A 16,180-nucleotide genomic window follows, 5' to 3' on the forward strand; every position below is an offset into this window, starting at 1 on the left:
TTTCCAGCGCTATCCGACAGGGGCAACCGCCGATCGGTGGAATACCATTCGGTAAGCCGAACCACGCCTCGGAGCGGGTCGTATCCCGAATGTCGAAACGGTGGTCGCCACGGCTGCCGGACCGTGTTACGTTGCCTTGGACTTCACCGGAGGAGGTCATGTGGCCAGCGACTTCGGCGTGGACGACGACCTCGGCCCGATCGTCGAGCGGATACGTGCGTTCTTCGTCTCGGCACTGCCGGAAAGTCAGTTGGAACCAGATCAAGACTATTTCGCGCTCGGTCTGGTGAACTCACTGCTCGCCCTCGAACTGGTGACCTACGTGGAAAAGAGCTTCGCCATCCAGGTGGACGTCGAAGATCTCGACCTGGACCACTTCCGGACCATGAACCGAATAGCCGCGTTCGTCCGCGGCAAACTCGCGGCGGCCCGGTGATCCGTGGACCACGTGGCTTTCGCCGAGTCGGTGCGCGCGGACGCGGCCGAGTGGGACCGGGCGGGCGGTGTGCCCGCCGAGGTCGTGCGGGCGGTGGCGGAGGCCGGGTTCCTGGCCGCCGACGTGCCCGTGCGGTACGGGGGCCAGGGCTGGTCGCCGACCGAGGTGGGACGGCTGTGCGCGGACTTCGGTGGCGTGTGCAGCGCGCTGCGCGGCCTGGTCACCGTGCAGGGCATGGTGGCCGCCGCGGTGCTGCGCTGGGGTGACGCCGGGCAACGCGACCGCTGGCTGCCCGCGTTGACCTCCGGTGAGGTGCTGGCCGGGTTCGCGGCCACCGAGGCGAGCGCGGGCAGCGACCTGGCCGCGGTGAGCACGGTGCTCGACGCCGGCCGGGTGCGCGGGCAGAAGCTGTGGGTGACCTTCGGTGCGGTGGCGGACGTGCTCTTGGTGCTGGCCACGCAAAACGGCCGGCCGGTGGTGGTGCTCGTGGACGCCCGGCAGCCGGGGGTGTCGGCGCAACCGGTGACCGGGCAGTTGGGGATGCGCGCGGCGCGTATCGCGCACGTGCGCTTCGACGACGTGCCGGTGGCGGAAGTGCTGGCGCCACCCGGTTTCGGCCTGTCGCACGTGGTCGGCACGGCGCTGGACCACGGGCGGTTCACCGTGGCATGGGGATGCGCGGGCCTGGCCCGTGCCTGCCTGGACCTCACGGTCGCCCACGTCGCGGCCAGGACGCAGGGCGGCACGGCGCTGTCCACGCACCAGTCCGTGCGCGCGGTGCTGGGTCGGTGCCTGGTGGAGACGCGGGCCGCCTGGCAGCTCTGCGCGCACGCCACGGCGCTGCGCGAGAGCGGCGCCGCGGAGGCGTTGGTGGAGACCGTGCTGGCCAAGTACGGCGCGGCACGGGCCGCTTCGGTGGTCGCCGAGCACGCCGTGCGGCTGCACGGCGCGGCGGGGATCGCGCCGGACAGCGCGGTGGGCCGGTTCCACCGGGACGCGGCGGTCATGCGGATCATCGAAGGCGCCGACGAGGTGGCCGAGCAGCACCTGGGCGGCTATGCGTTGCGGGGTGGGTCGTGACGGTGGTGAAGGTCCTGGTCTGGGACTTGGACGACACGTTGTGGGACGGCGTGGTGCTCGAAGGCGACCGTCCCGTGCCACGACCGGAGGCGGTGGCGGCGCTCAAGGCGTTGGACGAGCGGGGAATCCTGCACGCGGTGGCCAGCCGCGGTGACCGCGACGTGGCGTTGGCGCACCTCGCCGAGCACGGCCTGGACCGGATGTTCTGCGCGCTGGAGGTCGGCTGGGGTCCGAAGTCCGAGGCGGTGCGGCGGATCGCGCACGGGCTCAACCTCGGGCTGGACACCATCGCGTTCACCGACAACGACGCGGTGGAACGGGCGGAGGTCGCCGCGGCGCTGCCGCAGGTGCGCTGCTACCCGGCCGAGCAGGTGGGCGCGTTGGCGTCGCTGCCGGAGTTCCACCCTGGCACGGTGACGGCCGAGTCACGTCGGCGGCGCGAGTCCTACCTGACCGAACGGGACCGCGCGGAGGCGGAGCAGCGGTTCGACGGGTCGGCGGCGGAGTTCTTGGCCTCGCTCGACCTGGAGCTGACCGTCGTGCCCGCCACCGACGCCGACCTCGATCGCGCGCGGGAGCTGACCGTGCGCACGCACCAGCTCAACACCACGGGGATCACCTACGACGTGGACGAGCTGCGGGCGTTGTGCGCCTCACCGGAGCACGAAGTGCTCGTCGCACGGCTGCGGGACCGGTTCGGCGACTACGGCACGATCGGGCTCGCGGTCGTGGCGCACGTCGGGGGCGACTCGGTGCTGGAACTGCTGCTCATGTCGTGCCGGGTGATGTCGCGCGGTGTGGGTTCGGTGCTGCTGGGCGACATCGTGCGCGACGCGGTGGAGCGGGGACGGCGGCCGGTGGCGCGCTTCCTGCGCACGCCGGTCAACCAGGTGATGCTGGTGACGCTGCGGTTCGCCGGGTTCGAGGTGGTGGAGCGGGACGGCGACCGGATGCTGCTGGCGCGGACGTCGCCCGAGCCGTTGCCCGTTCCCGCGCACGTGCGGCTGGTCGACGGGAGGCGGCGGTGAAGGTCGGTGTGGTGGGCGCCGGGGTGATGGGCACCGGTGTGGCGCAGTGCTTCGCCGCGGCCGGGCACGAGGTGGTCGTGGTCGACCCGGACCCGGCGGCACTGGCCGCCGGACCGGGCCGGGTGCGCGACGGCCTGCGGCTCCAGGTGCTGTTCGGACCGGCGCCGGGCGATCCGGCCGGGGTGCCGGACAGGGTGGGCTGGACCGCCGACCTCGACGCGCTCGCCGGGAGCGGGTTCGTCGTGGAGTGCGGCCCGGAGCGGATCGCGGTGAAGGAGGAGCTGTTCGCGGCGCTGGACCGCCTGTGCGGGCCGGACACCGTGCTGGCGTCGTGCACGTCGGCGATCCCGGTCGGTGTGCTGGCGGCCGCCACGACCCGACCGGACCGCGTGCTGGCCACCCACTTCATGAACCCGGCGCCGCTGAAGGAGTCCGTCGAGGTCGTGCGCGGCCCGAAGACCTCGGACGCGGCGATGGCGCGCACGGCCGAGGTGCTGTCGTCGCTGGGCAAGAAGGCGATCGTGGTGGCGGACGCGCCGGGGTTCGTGACCAACCGGGTGCTGATGCTGGCCATCAACGAGGCGGTGAAGGTGGTGGCGGAGGGCACCGCCCCCGCGGCCACCGTGGACGAGGTCTTCGTATCCTGCTTCGCCCACCAGATGGGTCCCCTGCGCACCGCCGACCTCATCGGCCTGGACACCATCCGGGACACCCTGCTGGTGCTGCGCGAGCTGTTGGACGACCCGGTCTACACCCCGTGCCCGCTGCTGACGGAAATGGTCGAGTCCGGTCGGCTGGGCAAGAAGTCGGGCCGGGGTTTTCACGCCTGGCGGCTCTGATCAGGTCAGGGGTGCTCGCTGCGTGCTTCGAGCGAGGCCGCGGCGTCCAGGACGTCGTCCGCCGGGCCGTCGGGTGGTGCTGCGGGCACCAGCCCGACGGCATCCCGGTGGTGGTCGGTTCACACGGTCGTGGCGGCGACGCGCAGCGGCGCCTGCGCGTCGAGGGCTGCACGGGCATCGGCCGGGAGGTCGAATTCGAGGCCGTCCAGTGCCTCGTCGAGCTGCGCCACGCTGCTCACGCCCAGCACCGGCACCACCGGGGTCTCGTCACCCGCCATCCAGGCCAGCACGAGCTGGTTGGCGGTGATGCCGAGCCGCTCGGCCTGCTCGCGCAGGGTCGCGAGGCGGCGCTCGTTCTCCTCACCGAGGTACTCCCGCGCCAACGGCTTGTCGGGCCGGGTCAGGGCACCCTGCAACAGCGGCGAGTAGCCCTGCACGACGATGCCGTGCTCGCGCGCGTGCGCCAGCATCTCCAGGTCGAGCGGACGCTGCGGGCGGATGTCGGCCGCCGGGTCCGACCACAGGTAGGAGTGCCGGACCTGGATCACCCGCGGTGCGGCGATCGCGTCGTCCGCGGCCAGGTCGGTGGCCTCGCGCAGCCGGTCGGGCGCCGAGTTGCTCGCACCGACCACGCCGACGCGGCCGTCCCGGACCAGCTCGGACAGTGCCTGGGCGGTCTCGGACAGCGGGGTCTTCGGGTCGTCGGCGTGGGTGAGGTAGACGTCGACGCGGTCCGTGCCGAGCCGTTCCGCGCTCAGCTCGAACTGCCGGTGGATGACGGCCGGGGCGAGCCCTTCGGCGGACTCCGGGAACGGCCCGTCGAGCGGGTCGGGCAGGCAGCCGACCTTCGTGGTCAGCAGCACCTCGTCGCGCGAACCCGTGTCCGAGAGCCAGCGGCCGATGACCCGCTCGGACTCCTCGCCGGTGCCGCCGGGTACCCAGAACGCGTAGCAGTTGGCGGTGTCGATCAACCGACCGCCGCGCTCGACGAAGCGGTCCAGGATGGCGCGCGAGGTGGCCTCGTCCACGGTCGTGCCGAAGTACATGGTGCCGAGCGCGACCCTGGTCTCGCGCAGCCGGGTCAGTACCTTCTCGCCGTAGGCGCTGGTGAGCATGTGCATCCTTTCCGGTTACTGGAATCGAGCGGTCCGGTCACGCCGGGTCGAGGTTACGGGCGCGGCGGGTGGTGAGGCTGCCGTAGCCGAAGGCGAGCACGTCCGCGGCGGCGAGCACGAGCCGGCTGGCCGCCGCCGCGGCCACCGCTTCCGGCGCCGGCAGCAGGGAGGCCAGCGAGACGGCGAGCAGCGCCTCGCGCACCCCGATGCCGTCCGGCACCACCACGACCAGGCTGGCCACCGACGTCGCCAGCGCGAAACCACCCACGCACGGCAGCAGCGCGGCCACCGGATCCGCGCCCAGGGCGACGACCAGCAGCCACAGGTGCAGCCCGGTCACCACCCACGACACCGCGCAGAGCCACACCGCGCGGCGCAGCACGTCCGCCGGGACCACGGCCAGCCGCCGGGCCAGCGCGGGCACCGATCGCAGCAGGCGCACCGCGGCCGCCAGCAGCCACGGCATCACCAGCAGCCCCACCAGGGCCGGCACGGCCGCGGCCAGCGCCGTGGCGCCGCCGTGGGCGTAGCGCAGCAGCGTGGGCAACCCCAGCGCACCGCCGGTGGCCAACGAGACAGCGGCGTACAGCCCGAAGGCCGCGGTGAAGTGGAAGACCGTGATTCCCCTGGCCGCCGCCAGCCGGGCCTGCAGGACGATCGACCACATCACGCCCGGCACGTACTTGCCCAGGCTGCCGGCCGCGAACAGCTGCACGGCCGCCACCCGGCCCAACGGCCGGGACAGCGCCTGCACCGGTTCCCGCCAGGACAGCGCGGTGATCCACAGCCCGACCACCGCCACGGCGAGCGCCGGCAGCAGCCACGGGCCGAGGCGCTCCAGCGCGGCACCCGCGGCCTCGCGGTCGGCGGCCAGGGAACGCACCAGGAACGCCGCGCACAGCAGCACGACCAGCGCGGTGGTGGCCCGGCGCACCCACGGGCGGCGGAAGAACGCGCCGAGGGCCGACACGGCGGCCAGGGCTCGCGGTCGTGGGGGATCGGCGGTCAGGCCGGTTGTGCCGTTCACGCCCCACCCCCGTTCGCGTAGAGCCGCCGGAACGTCGGTGAGCACGCCCAACGGGCGGCGCCGAGCAGGGCGGCGAAGCCGGTGGCGGCGTTCATCAGCAGGTGCAGACCCGCCATCACCGGGAACTGCCGCAGCCCGGCCGAGGCACGCAGGAAGCGCAGCAACCGCCGTTCCTCCACGACGAACAGCGCCGCCCCGACCACCGCCGTCACCGCGCCCGCCACCGGCCACGGCGCCGCCCCGGCCAGACCGGCCAGGACCAGGCCGGTGCCGGCGACCGCGCGCGGCCGGTAGGCGGTGTCGGTGAGCTTGGGCCTGGCCCGCCGCCGGTCGGCGAACAGCGCCACCAGCGGCACCGACCGGCGGTACTGCTTGCCCAGCAGCACCCGCAGCCGGTCGTCGTCGTCATGGCGACCCAGGATGGTCGCGTCGATCAACACGGTCGACATCGCCGCCAGCCGCGCCCCGTACTCCACGTCCTCGGTGGCCCTCAGACTGGTGTCCAGCGGCCCGGCCAGCTCGAAGGTCTCCCGGCGCATCGCGCCGAGCGAGAAGTTGCACACCCGTGCCTCACCGGCGTTGCGCACCCGCCAGAAGTGGCCGTGCAGCACCTTGTACCGCTCCACCGCGCCGTCGTCGATCAGTGGTTCCTTGTCGTAGATGCCGCCGACGAAGCCGATCCGGGGATCGGCCGCGATCAGCCGGACGGCCCGTTCCACCGCCTCCGGCGCGAGGGCGATGTCGGAGTCGAGGAAGAACAGGATCTCGCCGGTGCTGTGCCGCACCCCGGTGTTGCGGGCCGCCGAGACCCCGGCGTTGGCGGTGCGCACCAGCGTGCAGGGGAACTCCGCGGCGATGCGGGGCGAGTCGTCGGTGCTGCCGTCGTCCACGACCACGACCTCGATCTTCGGGTAGGTCTGGTCGAACACGGCCCGCAGGCACTGGCGCAGCGTCCGCGCGTAGTTGTAGTTGGGGATGATGACCGAGACGGTCGGTGACATGGCGGCACCACCTCAGAACAGTCGGCCGGCGGCCAGGCCCAGCAGCCACAGCGCGGCGGTGATCAGCAGCGGCCGGTCCCGCAGCAGGTCCCGTCCCGGTTCGCCACCGCCGCGGCCCACCGTGACCAGCTGGAGGTAGCGGGCCAGCGCGTACACCGCGAAGGGCAGGGTCAGCACGGCGAGCGCGGCACTCTCGTGACGGACGGATTCCAGCAGCCACAGCAGGTAGCTGATCAGCGTGGACGCGACCAGCACGGCCATCAGCTGGTCCAGCAGCGGCACGGAGTAGCCCGCCAGCGCGGGACGGGTTGCCGTGGCCTCACCGGCCCGCGTGACCGCCACCAGCTCGTGCCGGCGCTTGCCCAGCGACAGCAGCAGGCAGACGCAGTAGACGCAGACGATCAACGTCGGGCTGAGCGGCGCGTCCACGGCCAGGCAGCCGGCCACCGCGCGCAGCACGAACCCCAGGGCCACCGAGCTGATGTCCACCAACGCGTGGTGCTTGAGCGCCAGGCAGTACAGCAGGTTCAGCACGAGGTAGGCGGCCACGGCCAGGCGCGCCGCCGGTGGCAGGACCAGGGCTGCCGCGCCGAGCACGGCCAGGCACCCGGAGCCCAGCAGCAGCGCTCCGACCGGTCCGATCCGGCCGCTGGCGATGGGCCGGTGCCGCTTGGTGGCGTGCAGCCGGTCCCGGCCCCGGTCCAGCCAGTCGTTGAGCACGTAGACCGTGCTCGACGCGGCGATGAACGCCACCAGCGCGACCGTCAGCAGCCACGGGTGCCGGGTGATCGCCGCCGGGTCGACGGCGAGCGGCGCGATCAGCACGAAGACGTTCTTGACCCACTGGCGTGGCCGCAGGAGCGCGAGCCCGGCCCGCAGCCGCGACCGGGGGGCGTCGGTGACGGCGATGACCGGCTCGTCCCGCCGCGGCCGGTGCTCCTGACCACCGATGCGGTAGGGCGTGAGCAGGGGCGGGGGTGTGGTGGTCATGACCGGGCTCCCAGCAGGACGGCGCGGTACGCCTCTTCGTGGGCGTCGAGGAACGCCTCGCCGCCGAACAGCTTCGTGGCCGCCTCCTGCCCGGCCTGCCGGTCCTCGGCCGGCAGCGCCGCCATCTCCAGCAGCGACTCCCGCAGCGCCGCCGGGTCGCGGGGCGGCACCAGGCGACCGAAACCGGTCACCTCGACCGGGTAGCGGGAGCCGGGCAGGTTGGTGGTGACCGACGGCTTGCCCGCCATCATCGCCTCGACCTGCACGATGCCGAAGGACTCGGAGATCGAGGGCAGGGCGAAGACGTCGATCGAGGCGTAGAAGTCGCGGACCTGCTCGCCGCGCAGCAGCCCGGTGAAGCGGATGCGCGGATCGCCACCGGCCTCTTCGCGCAGCTGCGCGATGTTGCTGCCGCCGGCGACGGTGGTGTGGTCGCCCGCGATCAGCAGTCGGGCGGCGGGGTCGTCGATGCCGCGGAACGCGCGGATCAGGTATTCGATGCCCTTGTCGACGGTGATGCGGCCCATGAAGCCGATGTGCAGGCCGTCGCCGTCGCGCATCCGCGGGCTGCCGCCGTTGCGGTCCACGCACGGCGACGGGATGGGGCGCAGCGCTCGGCGCTGGATCACCGGCCAGATCCGGGAACCGCGCGCCTGGTCCTCGCTGTTGGTGATGACCAGGTCGGCACGGCGGATCGCGGCGGCGCAGGAGGCGTCGACCACGCGCATCCCGAACCGGTTGATCGGGCTGTCCGGCAGGAACGTGTCGATGTGGTAGGTGACCACCAGTGGTGTCCCGCGCCGCAGCCCGGCGACGAACGCGGCCTCCGGATTGGGCAGGTGCATGTGGAGCAGGTCGGAGCGGGCGGCCAGGCGGGACGCGAGCAGCGGCAGGTGGGGTGCGAGGAAGCCGCGGCTGACGCGGGCCAGGACGGGCGCCCGGAACACGTGGACGCCGTTGATCACCTCGTGGGTCGGCAGGGAGCGGTGGTGCCGGGCGCAGGCCACGGCGACCTTCCAGCCGCGCGCGGCGAGGCCTTCAGCGGTGAGCCGGGCCGCCTCGGTGAGCCCGGAGACGTAAGGCGCGTAGTAGTCCAACATCACCGTGACGTCGAACCTGTCGGGTAGCCGCATGGGGAGGTCCCTCTCTCGGTACGTCGGGTGTGTGCACGGGTGGATGGGCGTTCGGGTTGGGTGCGGTGGTCCGTCAGCCGCCGTGGGGTGCCTGCTCGGCGCCGGGGACGACGACGGTGAACTCCTGGGCGGCGTGGTCGGAGAAGCCCGCGCTGTCGGTGAACCGGTACCGCGGCACGGACAGCCCGCCGGTGGTGAACAGCCAGTCCAGCCGCCACACGCGGGGCACGGCGTAGTCGGCGAGGGGCCAGGAGAAGGAGGGCAGCGGGCCCTCGCCGGGTGAGTGCGCCGTGGTGTCACCGATCCGGATCAGGCTGCCCAGCCACGGCGAGTTGAAGTCCCCGGCCACGACGACGGGGTTCGGGTTGGCCGCGACGTCCGACCGCAGCTCGTCCAGCTCGCGGGTCCACCAGTCGTGCTGGCCGGCCAGGAAGGTCCAGAACCGGCTCGACAGCGGGTTGTCGCCGACCCGGAACGGCACGGGCAGGTGGACGTTGTAGACCGACAGGACCCGGTCGGGGCCGACCCGCAGGTCGGTGCGCTGCGCCTTGGCGCCCTGCCAGTACCAGCCGTTGTCGGTCGCAGGCGTGGGACGGGAGTGGACGGCCACCACCGGAAGCCGGGAGAGCGTGATCAGTTCCCCCTCGACCACGACCTCGTAGCCGGGGAACTCCTCGCGCAGCCGTGCCAGCCGGTCGATGTGGATCGGGCCCTCGCCCTCCCAGTGCAGGTATTCCTGCAGGAGGTAGACGTCGGCGTCCTTGCCGCGCAGGTACGCGTAGAAGGCCGTCGGATCGTCGTCCATCTCCCAGTAGTCGGTGTTCCACGAGACGACCGACACCTCGGCGTCACCCGGCCCGGCGGGTGCCGCGGCGCCCCGCCAGCCGGGGCCGACGCCGGCCAGGTACCCGCCTGCCACCAGCAGCACCACGAGCAGGGGTGCGAGCCACCGGCGGACCGGGCGCGCCAGTGGCACGACGAGCAGGAGCAGGGCGGGCACCGCGGGGAACACCACCGGCGGCACGGCCTCGACCAGGAACCACACCCACCAGCGGCCGGTCAGCACCACGTGCAGGACCAGGAACGCGGACCAGACAGCGGCGGCCGCCACGACCAACCTGGTGCCCATGCACCAACGCCGCCCTCCCGCCGCCTCGGCGGTCGTCGCGGTGCCGTCGGCGTTCCCGGTCCCGTCCGACCGGCCTCGTTCACCGACGACCTCCGGTCCCGCGCGCTCATCGGTTTCCGGTTCCCCGGTCGGTGACGGCCGTCCGAACACGGCCGGGTTGGTCGTGGGCATGCCTGTATCGCCTCCTTCGGCGGAGTGGTGAGGGCCGTCGAGCCCGCGAGGGTCGGACGATCAGAAGAAGACCTTGGCCAGCTTCAGCGCACCCTGCCGCCAGGGTTCCTGGCTGGTCCGGCCGGTGCCGCGACCGGCGGCCGGCGCACCCGCCGTCCTGGCCCGCGCCTCGCGCCACCACGCGTAGGTCTGCAGGATCGCGTCCTGGTTGGACAGCTTCGGGACGAAGCCGAGCCGCTCGCGGATCTTGTCCACGCTGACGTAGGAGTCGGCGAGCAGCTTGAACAGCAACCGGCCGTAGACGGGTGACATGCCGGTGCGCTCCAGCGCGCGCAGCACCGCCACCGCCGGACGGCCCGGGATGGACTTGACGCGCTTGCCGTGCCCGGCCGCGTCCAGCACGACCTGGAAGTCCTCGCGCAGCGTGCCGAACTCGGCGGCGCCCACGTTGAACGTGTCGTTGACCTGTTCGGCGGGCGCCACCAGCACGGTGCGCACCGCTTCCACCAGGTCCGACAGCGCCAGCATCTGGATGCGCACGTCACCGCGGCCCAGGACCGGGAAGTTGCGGCCCTCCTCGGCCCACTGGTAGAGCATGTCGAACAGGCCCATCCGGCCCGGTCCGAGGAACGTCTTGGGCCGCAGCACCGGCAGCAGCATCCCCGCGGCCCGGTGCCGTTCCGCGATCACCTCGGCTTCGGCCTTGCTGCGGCTGTAGGTGTCCACCGGCTCCCGCGGGTGGTCCTCGGGGGTGGGCACCAGCTTCGGCAGGCCGTAGACGGCGGTGGACGACACGTGCAGCACCCGCGGTACCCGCGCGGCGTGGGCGGCCTCCAGCACCGTGCCGGTGCCCTCCACGACGATCGAGCGGATGTCGGCCGCCGGGTAGCTGGGCAGCGCGGACGCGCAGTGCACCAGGGCGTCCGCGCCGGCCACCGCCTCGGCCACGGCCCGCGGGTCGCGGATGTCGCCCGTGAACGGCATGAGACCCGGGGCCGGCTCGATCGGCCTGAGGTCGAAGGCGCGCACCTCCACGCCCTCCGCGCGCAGCCGGCTCACCAGGTGCGAGCCCAGGACACCGGCCGCACCGGTGACCGCGATCCGGGCGGGCAGCGCCGCCGTGCCGTCGTCGTGCCCGTTCACCACAGCGAGCTCACCCGCTCCCGCACGAAGCGCCGCACCAGCCGGCCCATGCCCTGCTCCAACGTGGCCTCGAAGGCGTCGAGGAAACGCTCGCACTCCTCGGCGCCCGCCACCAACGGCGGCGCGACGACCAGGGGGCTGCGTCCGTTGAGCGTGTTGTAGGTGTAGATGTCGTGCTCGCGGTAGAGGGCGTCGATCACCGCCGCGGTGATGATCTTCGTGCGGATCAGGGGGTCCTTCGCCGGTCCGCCGACCGGCAGCTTGCCCACCAGGTCGAGCACCTTCGGCCCGCCGGAGAGGAACACCCCGTGCAGCGCACCGGCGCCCGCCACCTCCGTGATGAGGTCGGGGTAGGTCTTGTGGATGCGCTCCAGGCCGGGCCGCAGCACCTCCTCGATCGCCCGCGCCCGGGCCGGGAAGTCCTCGTCCACGGCGACCGCGACCGCCTCCAGTGCGGTCGCCGCCTCCTCGCCGAAGCCGTAGTAGGTGGTCGAGGTGGACTGCATCATCGCGTCGGTCATGTTGTCGTAGGCGCGCGCGAAGATCGGGTCCCGCGCCACGTACGCCGAGATGGACGACTTGCCGCCGCCGAACGACTTCGACGTCGTCACCACGTCGGGGACGAGGCCCTCGTAGCGGGTGAAGTAGAACAGGCTCCCGGTCTTGCCCCACCCGGTGTAGATCTCGTCGAAGATCAGCACGATGTCCTCGGCCGTGCACAGCTCCCGCAGCCCCCGCAGGAACTCCTCCGAGCACCAGCGGATGGTGGAGGCGCTGAACGGCTCGATCAGCAGCGCGTACACGTCGCTGCGCCCGTTGGCGTCACGCGCCTCGGCCAGCGCCTGCCGCACCGAGTCCAGGTCGCCGTAGGCGAAGGTGCGGATGCCCGGGATCGTCGGGAAGGCGAAGTGGTTCTGCGTGCTGCCGGTCAGGCCGCCGGAACCGAGCAGCTTGCCGTGGAAGCTGATGTCGGAGCGCAGGATCGTGTTGCGCCGCCCCTGGTGGTACTTGTAGGCGAGCTTGACCGCGCCTTCCACCGCCTCCGCGCCGGAGTTGGGCAGGAACGACCGGTTCAGGTCACCCGGCAGCAGCTGGGCCAGGTTGTGGCCCAGTGCGGCGAGGTAGGGGGAGAAGTAGGTCTTGTGCACCTCCATCCGCTGCTGCTCCTGGAAGCGACGGCGGGCGGCGAGGATGCGGGGGTGGTTGTGGCCGTGGTTGAGCACCCCGACGCCGCCGGTGAAGTCCAGGATGCGACGCCCGTCCTTGGTCCACACGTACGCGCCCTCGGCGCGGTCGACCAGCTCCCGGCCGAAGCCGAAGGAGGTCATCAGCCGGACCTGGCTCTTGTTGATGTACCGGCGGTAGAGGTCGTGGACGGCGTCGACGCCCAGGCGCTCGGCCTCGTCCAGGCCGATCAGGTCTGCCATCGGTTCTCTCCTCGGGGACGGATGGGCACCTGCGCCCGGTGAGGGCAGCAGGGCACCGTGTGGGACCGCTCCCAGTAGCCGGGACGCTCACCGGCTCGGCGATCTCGCGACACAAGCTCGCACGGGCGTGCCGGCATTTCGAGGGGCGGCGGACGTCAGCAGGTGGTCCGGCCGGAAGTGGACAGCGCGCGACCAGGCTGTCGAAGGGGTGCGTGAACCGCTCGGACATTCGCTTTTCCGCGGCGGTCCGGCGGTGGATGACGACGGATCAGGGACCGGACGGCGTGTCGTCCCGGTTGGCCGCCGCCTCCCGGCGACCCACCAGCAGCCCGGCCTGGAACCGGCTGCTGGCACCGAGCTCGTCCATCAAGGTCGAGATGTAACGGCGGCAGGTGCGCGTGGCCATGCCCAGCCGGCGCGCGATCACCTCGTCCTTGAGGCCCATGCCCATCAACCGCAGGATCGAGGCGCGCAGCTCGGAGCCGACCTGTTGGCTGTCCTCGACCGGGTCCGCCTCGGGGAAGGGCTGGCCGACCTGCCAGGCGGCCTCGAAGGAGCGGCACAGGTAGGCCACGAGCGTCGGGTCGGTGACCACCGCCGCACCCGGTGCCTCCTGCCCGCGGCGTTCCTTGGGCACGAACGCGATGCGCCGGTCGTAGATGATCAGCCGCTCGGTCAGCTCCTCCGCGGTGCGCACCTCGCCACCTGCGTCGTTGACCCGCTTCGCGTAGGCCCGGGTGGCCATGCTGGCCCGGGCCGTGTGCTGGTAGAGCGTCCGGATCCGCACGCCGCGGCGCAGCAGCTCCTGGGTGTGGATGAGGTCTTCCTGGAGCAGGTGGGCCGCGCGGCCACCGCCGGGCTGCAACGCCATCCGCTCCTGCGTGCAGCGGTGCCGGGCGAGGTCGAGCTCGCGTTGCACGTCCGCCGCGCTGTCCAGCACGCGGATCGGGACGTTCTGCTGCGGGTGGCGCTCGGTCGAGCGGTACACGCCGGACAGCGAGCGCAGCTGGCGGTGTATCCGGGAGACCTGGCGGCGCTGCCTGGAGATCGACACCTCCAGCCGGGACACGAGTTCGGCCTCGACGATCTCCGGGTCCAAGGGCACCGCCGGGTGGCCCACCGCCGGCTCGCTGAGCAGGCACAACTCCTGGAGCCGCTCGCGGGCCTTGGTCACCATCGCCGGTTCCGCGCCGAGCTCGGCCGCGATCTGTTCATCGACGAAGACACCGGCCCGCACACCGGCCCGGTAGGCGTCCATCGCGAGATCGTCCAGCAACGACTGCTCGTCCGACCACGGCTGCTCGTCCAAACGGCTCGGTCTCCTGACGCGACACGGCGGATCACGCGGTTTCCACTTGTTGCCACTCCAGCATAGGCCACCGGTGATCACTCGGACTCGCGCGAAATCGCTGCCAGGCTTGGACGTGTGCCGGGTATCCCGGCACCGCGGGACATCCGGTATCACTGGAGATGAGATGACACACCTGGGGTATCTGCCGTTCGGTCGGTTCGCTGGTCTCATCCTCGCCACCGCAATCGTTGCCCTGGCACCGGTTCTGGCTCTCGGCACCGCGGCGGCCGGCGCCGGTCCGTTGACCGTGCTGGGCGACGACAGGTGGGACAGCAGCGTCCTGGACCTCGACCTGGTCCTGCGCTGAGGGGGCGGGTCCCACCCGCAGAGCCTTCGCCTTTCCGCACCCGTCGCTGCTCGTACCCTGGTACGAGAGCGGCGGGTGCGGGCCGTTCGGGGGAGTGTCGAGCAGCCGGAAGGCGGTGTTCGGATCACCCCTTCCCGAGGGTGCGGTTCACCGAAGTCCGATCCGCCGATGTGCTTGCGCGCGGGGCGGCCGCGAGTCCTGTCGGTCGAGTCGTTTGTGGATGGTCGGTCGACCGACCGCTCGTGGTCGAGCCTCGGCGGACTACCGAACCCGGCCGGTCCGCGCCCTGCCGACGGCGAGCGCCAGCCGGGCGATGTGCAGCGCGTTGAACGCCCCCGTCGCACGGAGGCTGTCGAACGTGAGCCACAGCCACACGGCGCGCGGGTCGTGCGGCGTGACCCGGACCCGACCGACGTGCACCACGTCGGGGTCGACCGCGGTCAACGGCGTCGGCCCGGCGGCCTGCGGCGGTTCGGTGTCGTGCACCCGCACCCGCGGCACGGACGCGAGCAGCGACACCAGCTCCGCTCGCCGCACGGGGACCTCCGCCTCCACGAGCACCGCGGCGGAGTGGCCGCTGACCACCGGCACGTGGACGCAGGTGGCCGTGACGTTCAACCGCGGCCGGCCCAGCAACCGCCGGGTCTCGCCGACCAGCCGCTGTTCCTCCGTGGTGAAGTGGTCGTGCAGCAGCCCGCCGACCGCCGGCACCACGTTGAAGGCCAGCGGGGAGGACGTGCGGTGGGCGGGCAACTCGGCGTCCGGGTCCCGCAGTGCCAGCTCCGAGCCCTCCAGCAGCTCCTCGACGCCCTGCCAGCCCAGGCACGTGGCGGCTTGGAGGGTGCTCAACACCACTTGGCGCAGGCCATAGGACTCCTGCACGCGGTGCAGCAGCCGCACCAGCGCGGTCGCCATGGGAGTGGGACTGGCGATCAGGCCGTCGACGAGGTCGCGGTCGAGCAGGTGGCCGTTGACCTCCGGCACGATCAGCGGGATGTGCGGGTCGCGGTGGAAAGCTCCGCTGAGGTCGATCACCAGCGCGCCCGCCGCGCCCGCCGCGCGCCCCCAGCGGCGGCTGACGTCCTCGTCGGCGCAGAGGAAGACCAGGTCCCCGCCGGTGACCCCGACCTGACCCGCCGTGGCGTGGCGCACCTCGTGCGGCTCATCCCCGACCACGACCCGGCGACCGGCCGAGCGGGACGAGGCGCACAGCACCAGGTCCCGGTGGCCGAGAGGGCTCTGGCCGAGCAGCTCCAGCAGGGCGGAGCCGAGGGCACCGGTGGCGCCGACCACCACCAGACGAGGGGACAAGGACTCAGCGGAACGCACCATGGGCTCTCTTCTCGATCCGAGTGACTCCCGGTGCGAACGTGCCCCAGCCGGGACCACTCCCCGTGACTGACGATCATGTAACCGCCACCGAGCCGCCCGGGAAAGCCGTCCTCGTTGTCCATTACCGGTCCGACCAGCACCTGACACCGCACCGGCGCGCCCGACCGGACCGACCGCGGAGGCCGAGCCGCGCGGTCCAGCCGATCGTCGCGTCCATCTACAGGACAGTTGCGACCGGATGGCTCGGACAGCCGGAATTCCAGGCACGGTCGAATAGCCGTGGTCCCACGGACGGTGTCGACAGCCCGCCGGACCGCAATGCCAACCCCGTTGTTCCGGCTACTCGGACTCGACGCGTCCCATCGGCGGAAACGCGACCCGCGGGCCGACGCGTTGCGCGAGCACGAGGCGGCCCGTGAGGTGATGGCGACGGTGGACGCGGTCACGCCCGGCGCGGGCACGTTCCCGAACGTCGACCTGGCGCCGGCGGCGCTCGTGCACGCGATCGAGGAGTACCGCGAGCCCGGACTGAGGTTCCGCCCGGTCGACGTCTGCACCGGCCCGCTCCCACAGCGTTGACCGGGTCCGATGTCCTGCCGGAAGCGGCGTGCCGTAGTGAGCGCTCGTCACGATCCCGCGGATCTGGCTATGGTCGATAGCAGACGGTAGTC

Annotated in this window: 16 protein-coding genes; 6 read left to right on the plus strand and 10 right to left on the minus strand. The window is 72.4% G+C overall.

Translation table 11 applies throughout. From position 1 onward, the window contains the following. The first annotated feature begins 160 nt into the window (after nucleotides 1–160). Genes A6A25_RS16220 through A6A25_RS16235 form a run of 4 tightly spaced genes read left to right on the plus strand, consistent with a single transcriptional unit; the run spans nucleotide 161 to nucleotide 3,383 of the window. Nucleotides 161–436 (plus strand): acyl carrier protein, encoded by a 276-nt coding sequence (locus tag A6A25_RS16220; protein ID WP_241828745.1) that lies wholly within the window; start codon nucleotides 161–163, stop codon nucleotides 434–436. A 3-nt stretch (nucleotides 437–439) separates the two neighbouring features. Further along, entirely contained in the window at nucleotides 440–1,516 is a 1,077-nt protein-coding gene (locus A6A25_RS16225; protein ID WP_073890679.1) for an acyl-CoA dehydrogenase family protein, read from the plus strand. Beyond that, nucleotides 1,513–2,544 carry an HAD-IIIC family phosphatase gene (locus tag A6A25_RS16230; protein WP_073890682.1) on the plus strand — a complete coding sequence of 344 codons (1,032 nt, stop codon included), beginning with the start codon at nucleotides 1,513–1,515 and terminating at the stop codon, nucleotides 2,542–2,544. Before A6A25_RS16225 ends, A6A25_RS16230 begins: the two co-directional genes overlap by 4 nt. Next, nucleotides 2,541–3,383 carry a 3-hydroxyacyl-CoA dehydrogenase family protein gene (locus A6A25_RS16235; protein ID WP_073890685.1) on the plus strand — a complete coding sequence of 281 codons (843 nt, stop codon included), beginning with the start codon at nucleotides 2,541–2,543 and terminating at the stop codon, nucleotides 3,381–3,383. The genes A6A25_RS16230 and A6A25_RS16235 overlap by 4 nt, the downstream gene beginning before the upstream one ends. A 119-nt stretch (nucleotides 3,384–3,502) precedes the next feature. On the opposite strand, the gene A6A25_RS16240 is transcribed toward A6A25_RS16235, so the two are convergent. The 9 genes from A6A25_RS16240 to A6A25_RS16280 form a co-directional block, all read right to left on the minus strand. Continuing rightward, on the minus strand, nucleotides 3,503–4,498 hold the full coding sequence (locus tag A6A25_RS16240; RefSeq protein WP_073890688.1) for an aldo/keto reductase: 996 nt from the start codon (nucleotides 4,496–4,498) through the stop codon (nucleotides 3,503–3,505). A 37-nt stretch (nucleotides 4,499–4,535) separates the two neighbouring features. After that, nucleotides 4,536–5,525 carry a lysylphosphatidylglycerol synthase domain-containing protein gene (locus tag A6A25_RS16245; protein ID WP_073890691.1) on the minus strand — a complete coding sequence of 330 codons (990 nt, stop codon included), beginning with the start codon at nucleotides 5,523–5,525 and terminating at the stop codon, nucleotides 4,536–4,538. Next, on the minus strand, nucleotides 5,522–6,526 hold the full coding sequence (locus A6A25_RS16250) for a glycosyltransferase (protein ID WP_073890694.1): 1,005 nt from the start codon (nucleotides 6,524–6,526) through the stop codon (nucleotides 5,522–5,524). Before A6A25_RS16250 ends, A6A25_RS16245 begins: the two co-directional genes overlap by 4 nt. A 12-nt stretch (nucleotides 6,527–6,538) precedes the next feature. Beyond that, nucleotides 6,539–7,516 carry a UbiA prenyltransferase family protein gene (locus A6A25_RS16255; RefSeq protein WP_083668389.1) on the minus strand — a complete coding sequence of 326 codons (978 nt, stop codon included), beginning with the start codon at nucleotides 7,514–7,516 and terminating at the stop codon, nucleotides 6,539–6,541. Beyond that, nucleotides 7,513–8,649, minus strand: a complete 1,137-nt coding sequence (locus tag A6A25_RS16260; protein WP_073890697.1) for a glycosyltransferase family 4 protein — start codon at nucleotides 8,647–8,649, stop codon at nucleotides 7,513–7,515. Before A6A25_RS16260 ends, A6A25_RS16255 begins: the two co-directional genes overlap by 4 nt. Nucleotides 8,650–8,722: 73 nt before the next feature. Further along, nucleotides 8,723–9,949 (minus strand): endonuclease/exonuclease/phosphatase family protein, encoded by a 1,227-nt coding sequence (locus A6A25_RS16265; protein ID WP_073890700.1) that lies wholly within the window; start codon nucleotides 9,947–9,949, stop codon nucleotides 8,723–8,725. A 60-nt stretch (nucleotides 9,950–10,009) separates the two neighbouring features. Next, nucleotides 10,010–11,092, minus strand: a complete 1,083-nt coding sequence (locus A6A25_RS16270; RefSeq protein WP_198932726.1) for an NAD-dependent epimerase/dehydratase family protein — start codon at nucleotides 11,090–11,092, stop codon at nucleotides 10,010–10,012. Continuing rightward, nucleotides 11,089–12,519, minus strand: coding sequence for an aspartate aminotransferase family protein (locus tag A6A25_RS16275; protein ID WP_073890703.1), 1,431 nt, complete (start codon nucleotides 12,517–12,519; stop codon nucleotides 11,089–11,091). The genes A6A25_RS16270 and A6A25_RS16275 overlap by 4 nt, the downstream gene beginning before the upstream one ends. A gap of 268 nt (nucleotides 12,520–12,787) precedes the next feature. Next, nucleotides 12,788–13,828 (minus strand): hypothetical protein, encoded by a 1,041-nt coding sequence (locus A6A25_RS16280; protein ID WP_083668390.1) that lies wholly within the window; start codon nucleotides 13,826–13,828, stop codon nucleotides 12,788–12,790. A 166-nt stretch (nucleotides 13,829–13,994) separates the two neighbouring features. Here A6A25_RS16280 and A6A25_RS16285 point away from each other — a divergent pair, with 166 nt between their 5' ends. Further along, nucleotides 13,995–14,177 (plus strand): hypothetical protein, encoded by a 183-nt coding sequence (locus tag A6A25_RS16285; RefSeq protein WP_073890706.1) that lies wholly within the window; start codon nucleotides 13,995–13,997, stop codon nucleotides 14,175–14,177. Nucleotides 14,178–14,438: 261 nt separating this feature from the next. Here A6A25_RS16285 and A6A25_RS16290 read toward each other — a convergent pair whose 3' ends face one another. Further along, entirely contained in the window at nucleotides 14,439–15,488 is a 1,050-nt protein-coding gene (locus A6A25_RS16290; RefSeq protein WP_198932727.1) for an aspartate-semialdehyde dehydrogenase, read from the minus strand. A gap of 339 nt (nucleotides 15,489–15,827) precedes the next feature. Here A6A25_RS16290 and A6A25_RS16295 point away from each other — a divergent pair, with 339 nt between their 5' ends. Next, a complete protein-coding gene (locus A6A25_RS16295; protein WP_073890712.1) occupies nucleotides 15,828–16,088 on the plus strand; it encodes a hypothetical protein in 261 nt (86 codons plus the stop codon). The last annotated feature ends 92 nt before the right edge of the window (nucleotides 16,089–16,180 follow it).

The organism is Saccharothrix sp. CB00851, from assembly GCF_001905065.1.
Lineage (GTDB): Bacteria > Actinomycetota > Actinomycetes > Mycobacteriales > Pseudonocardiaceae > Actinosynnema.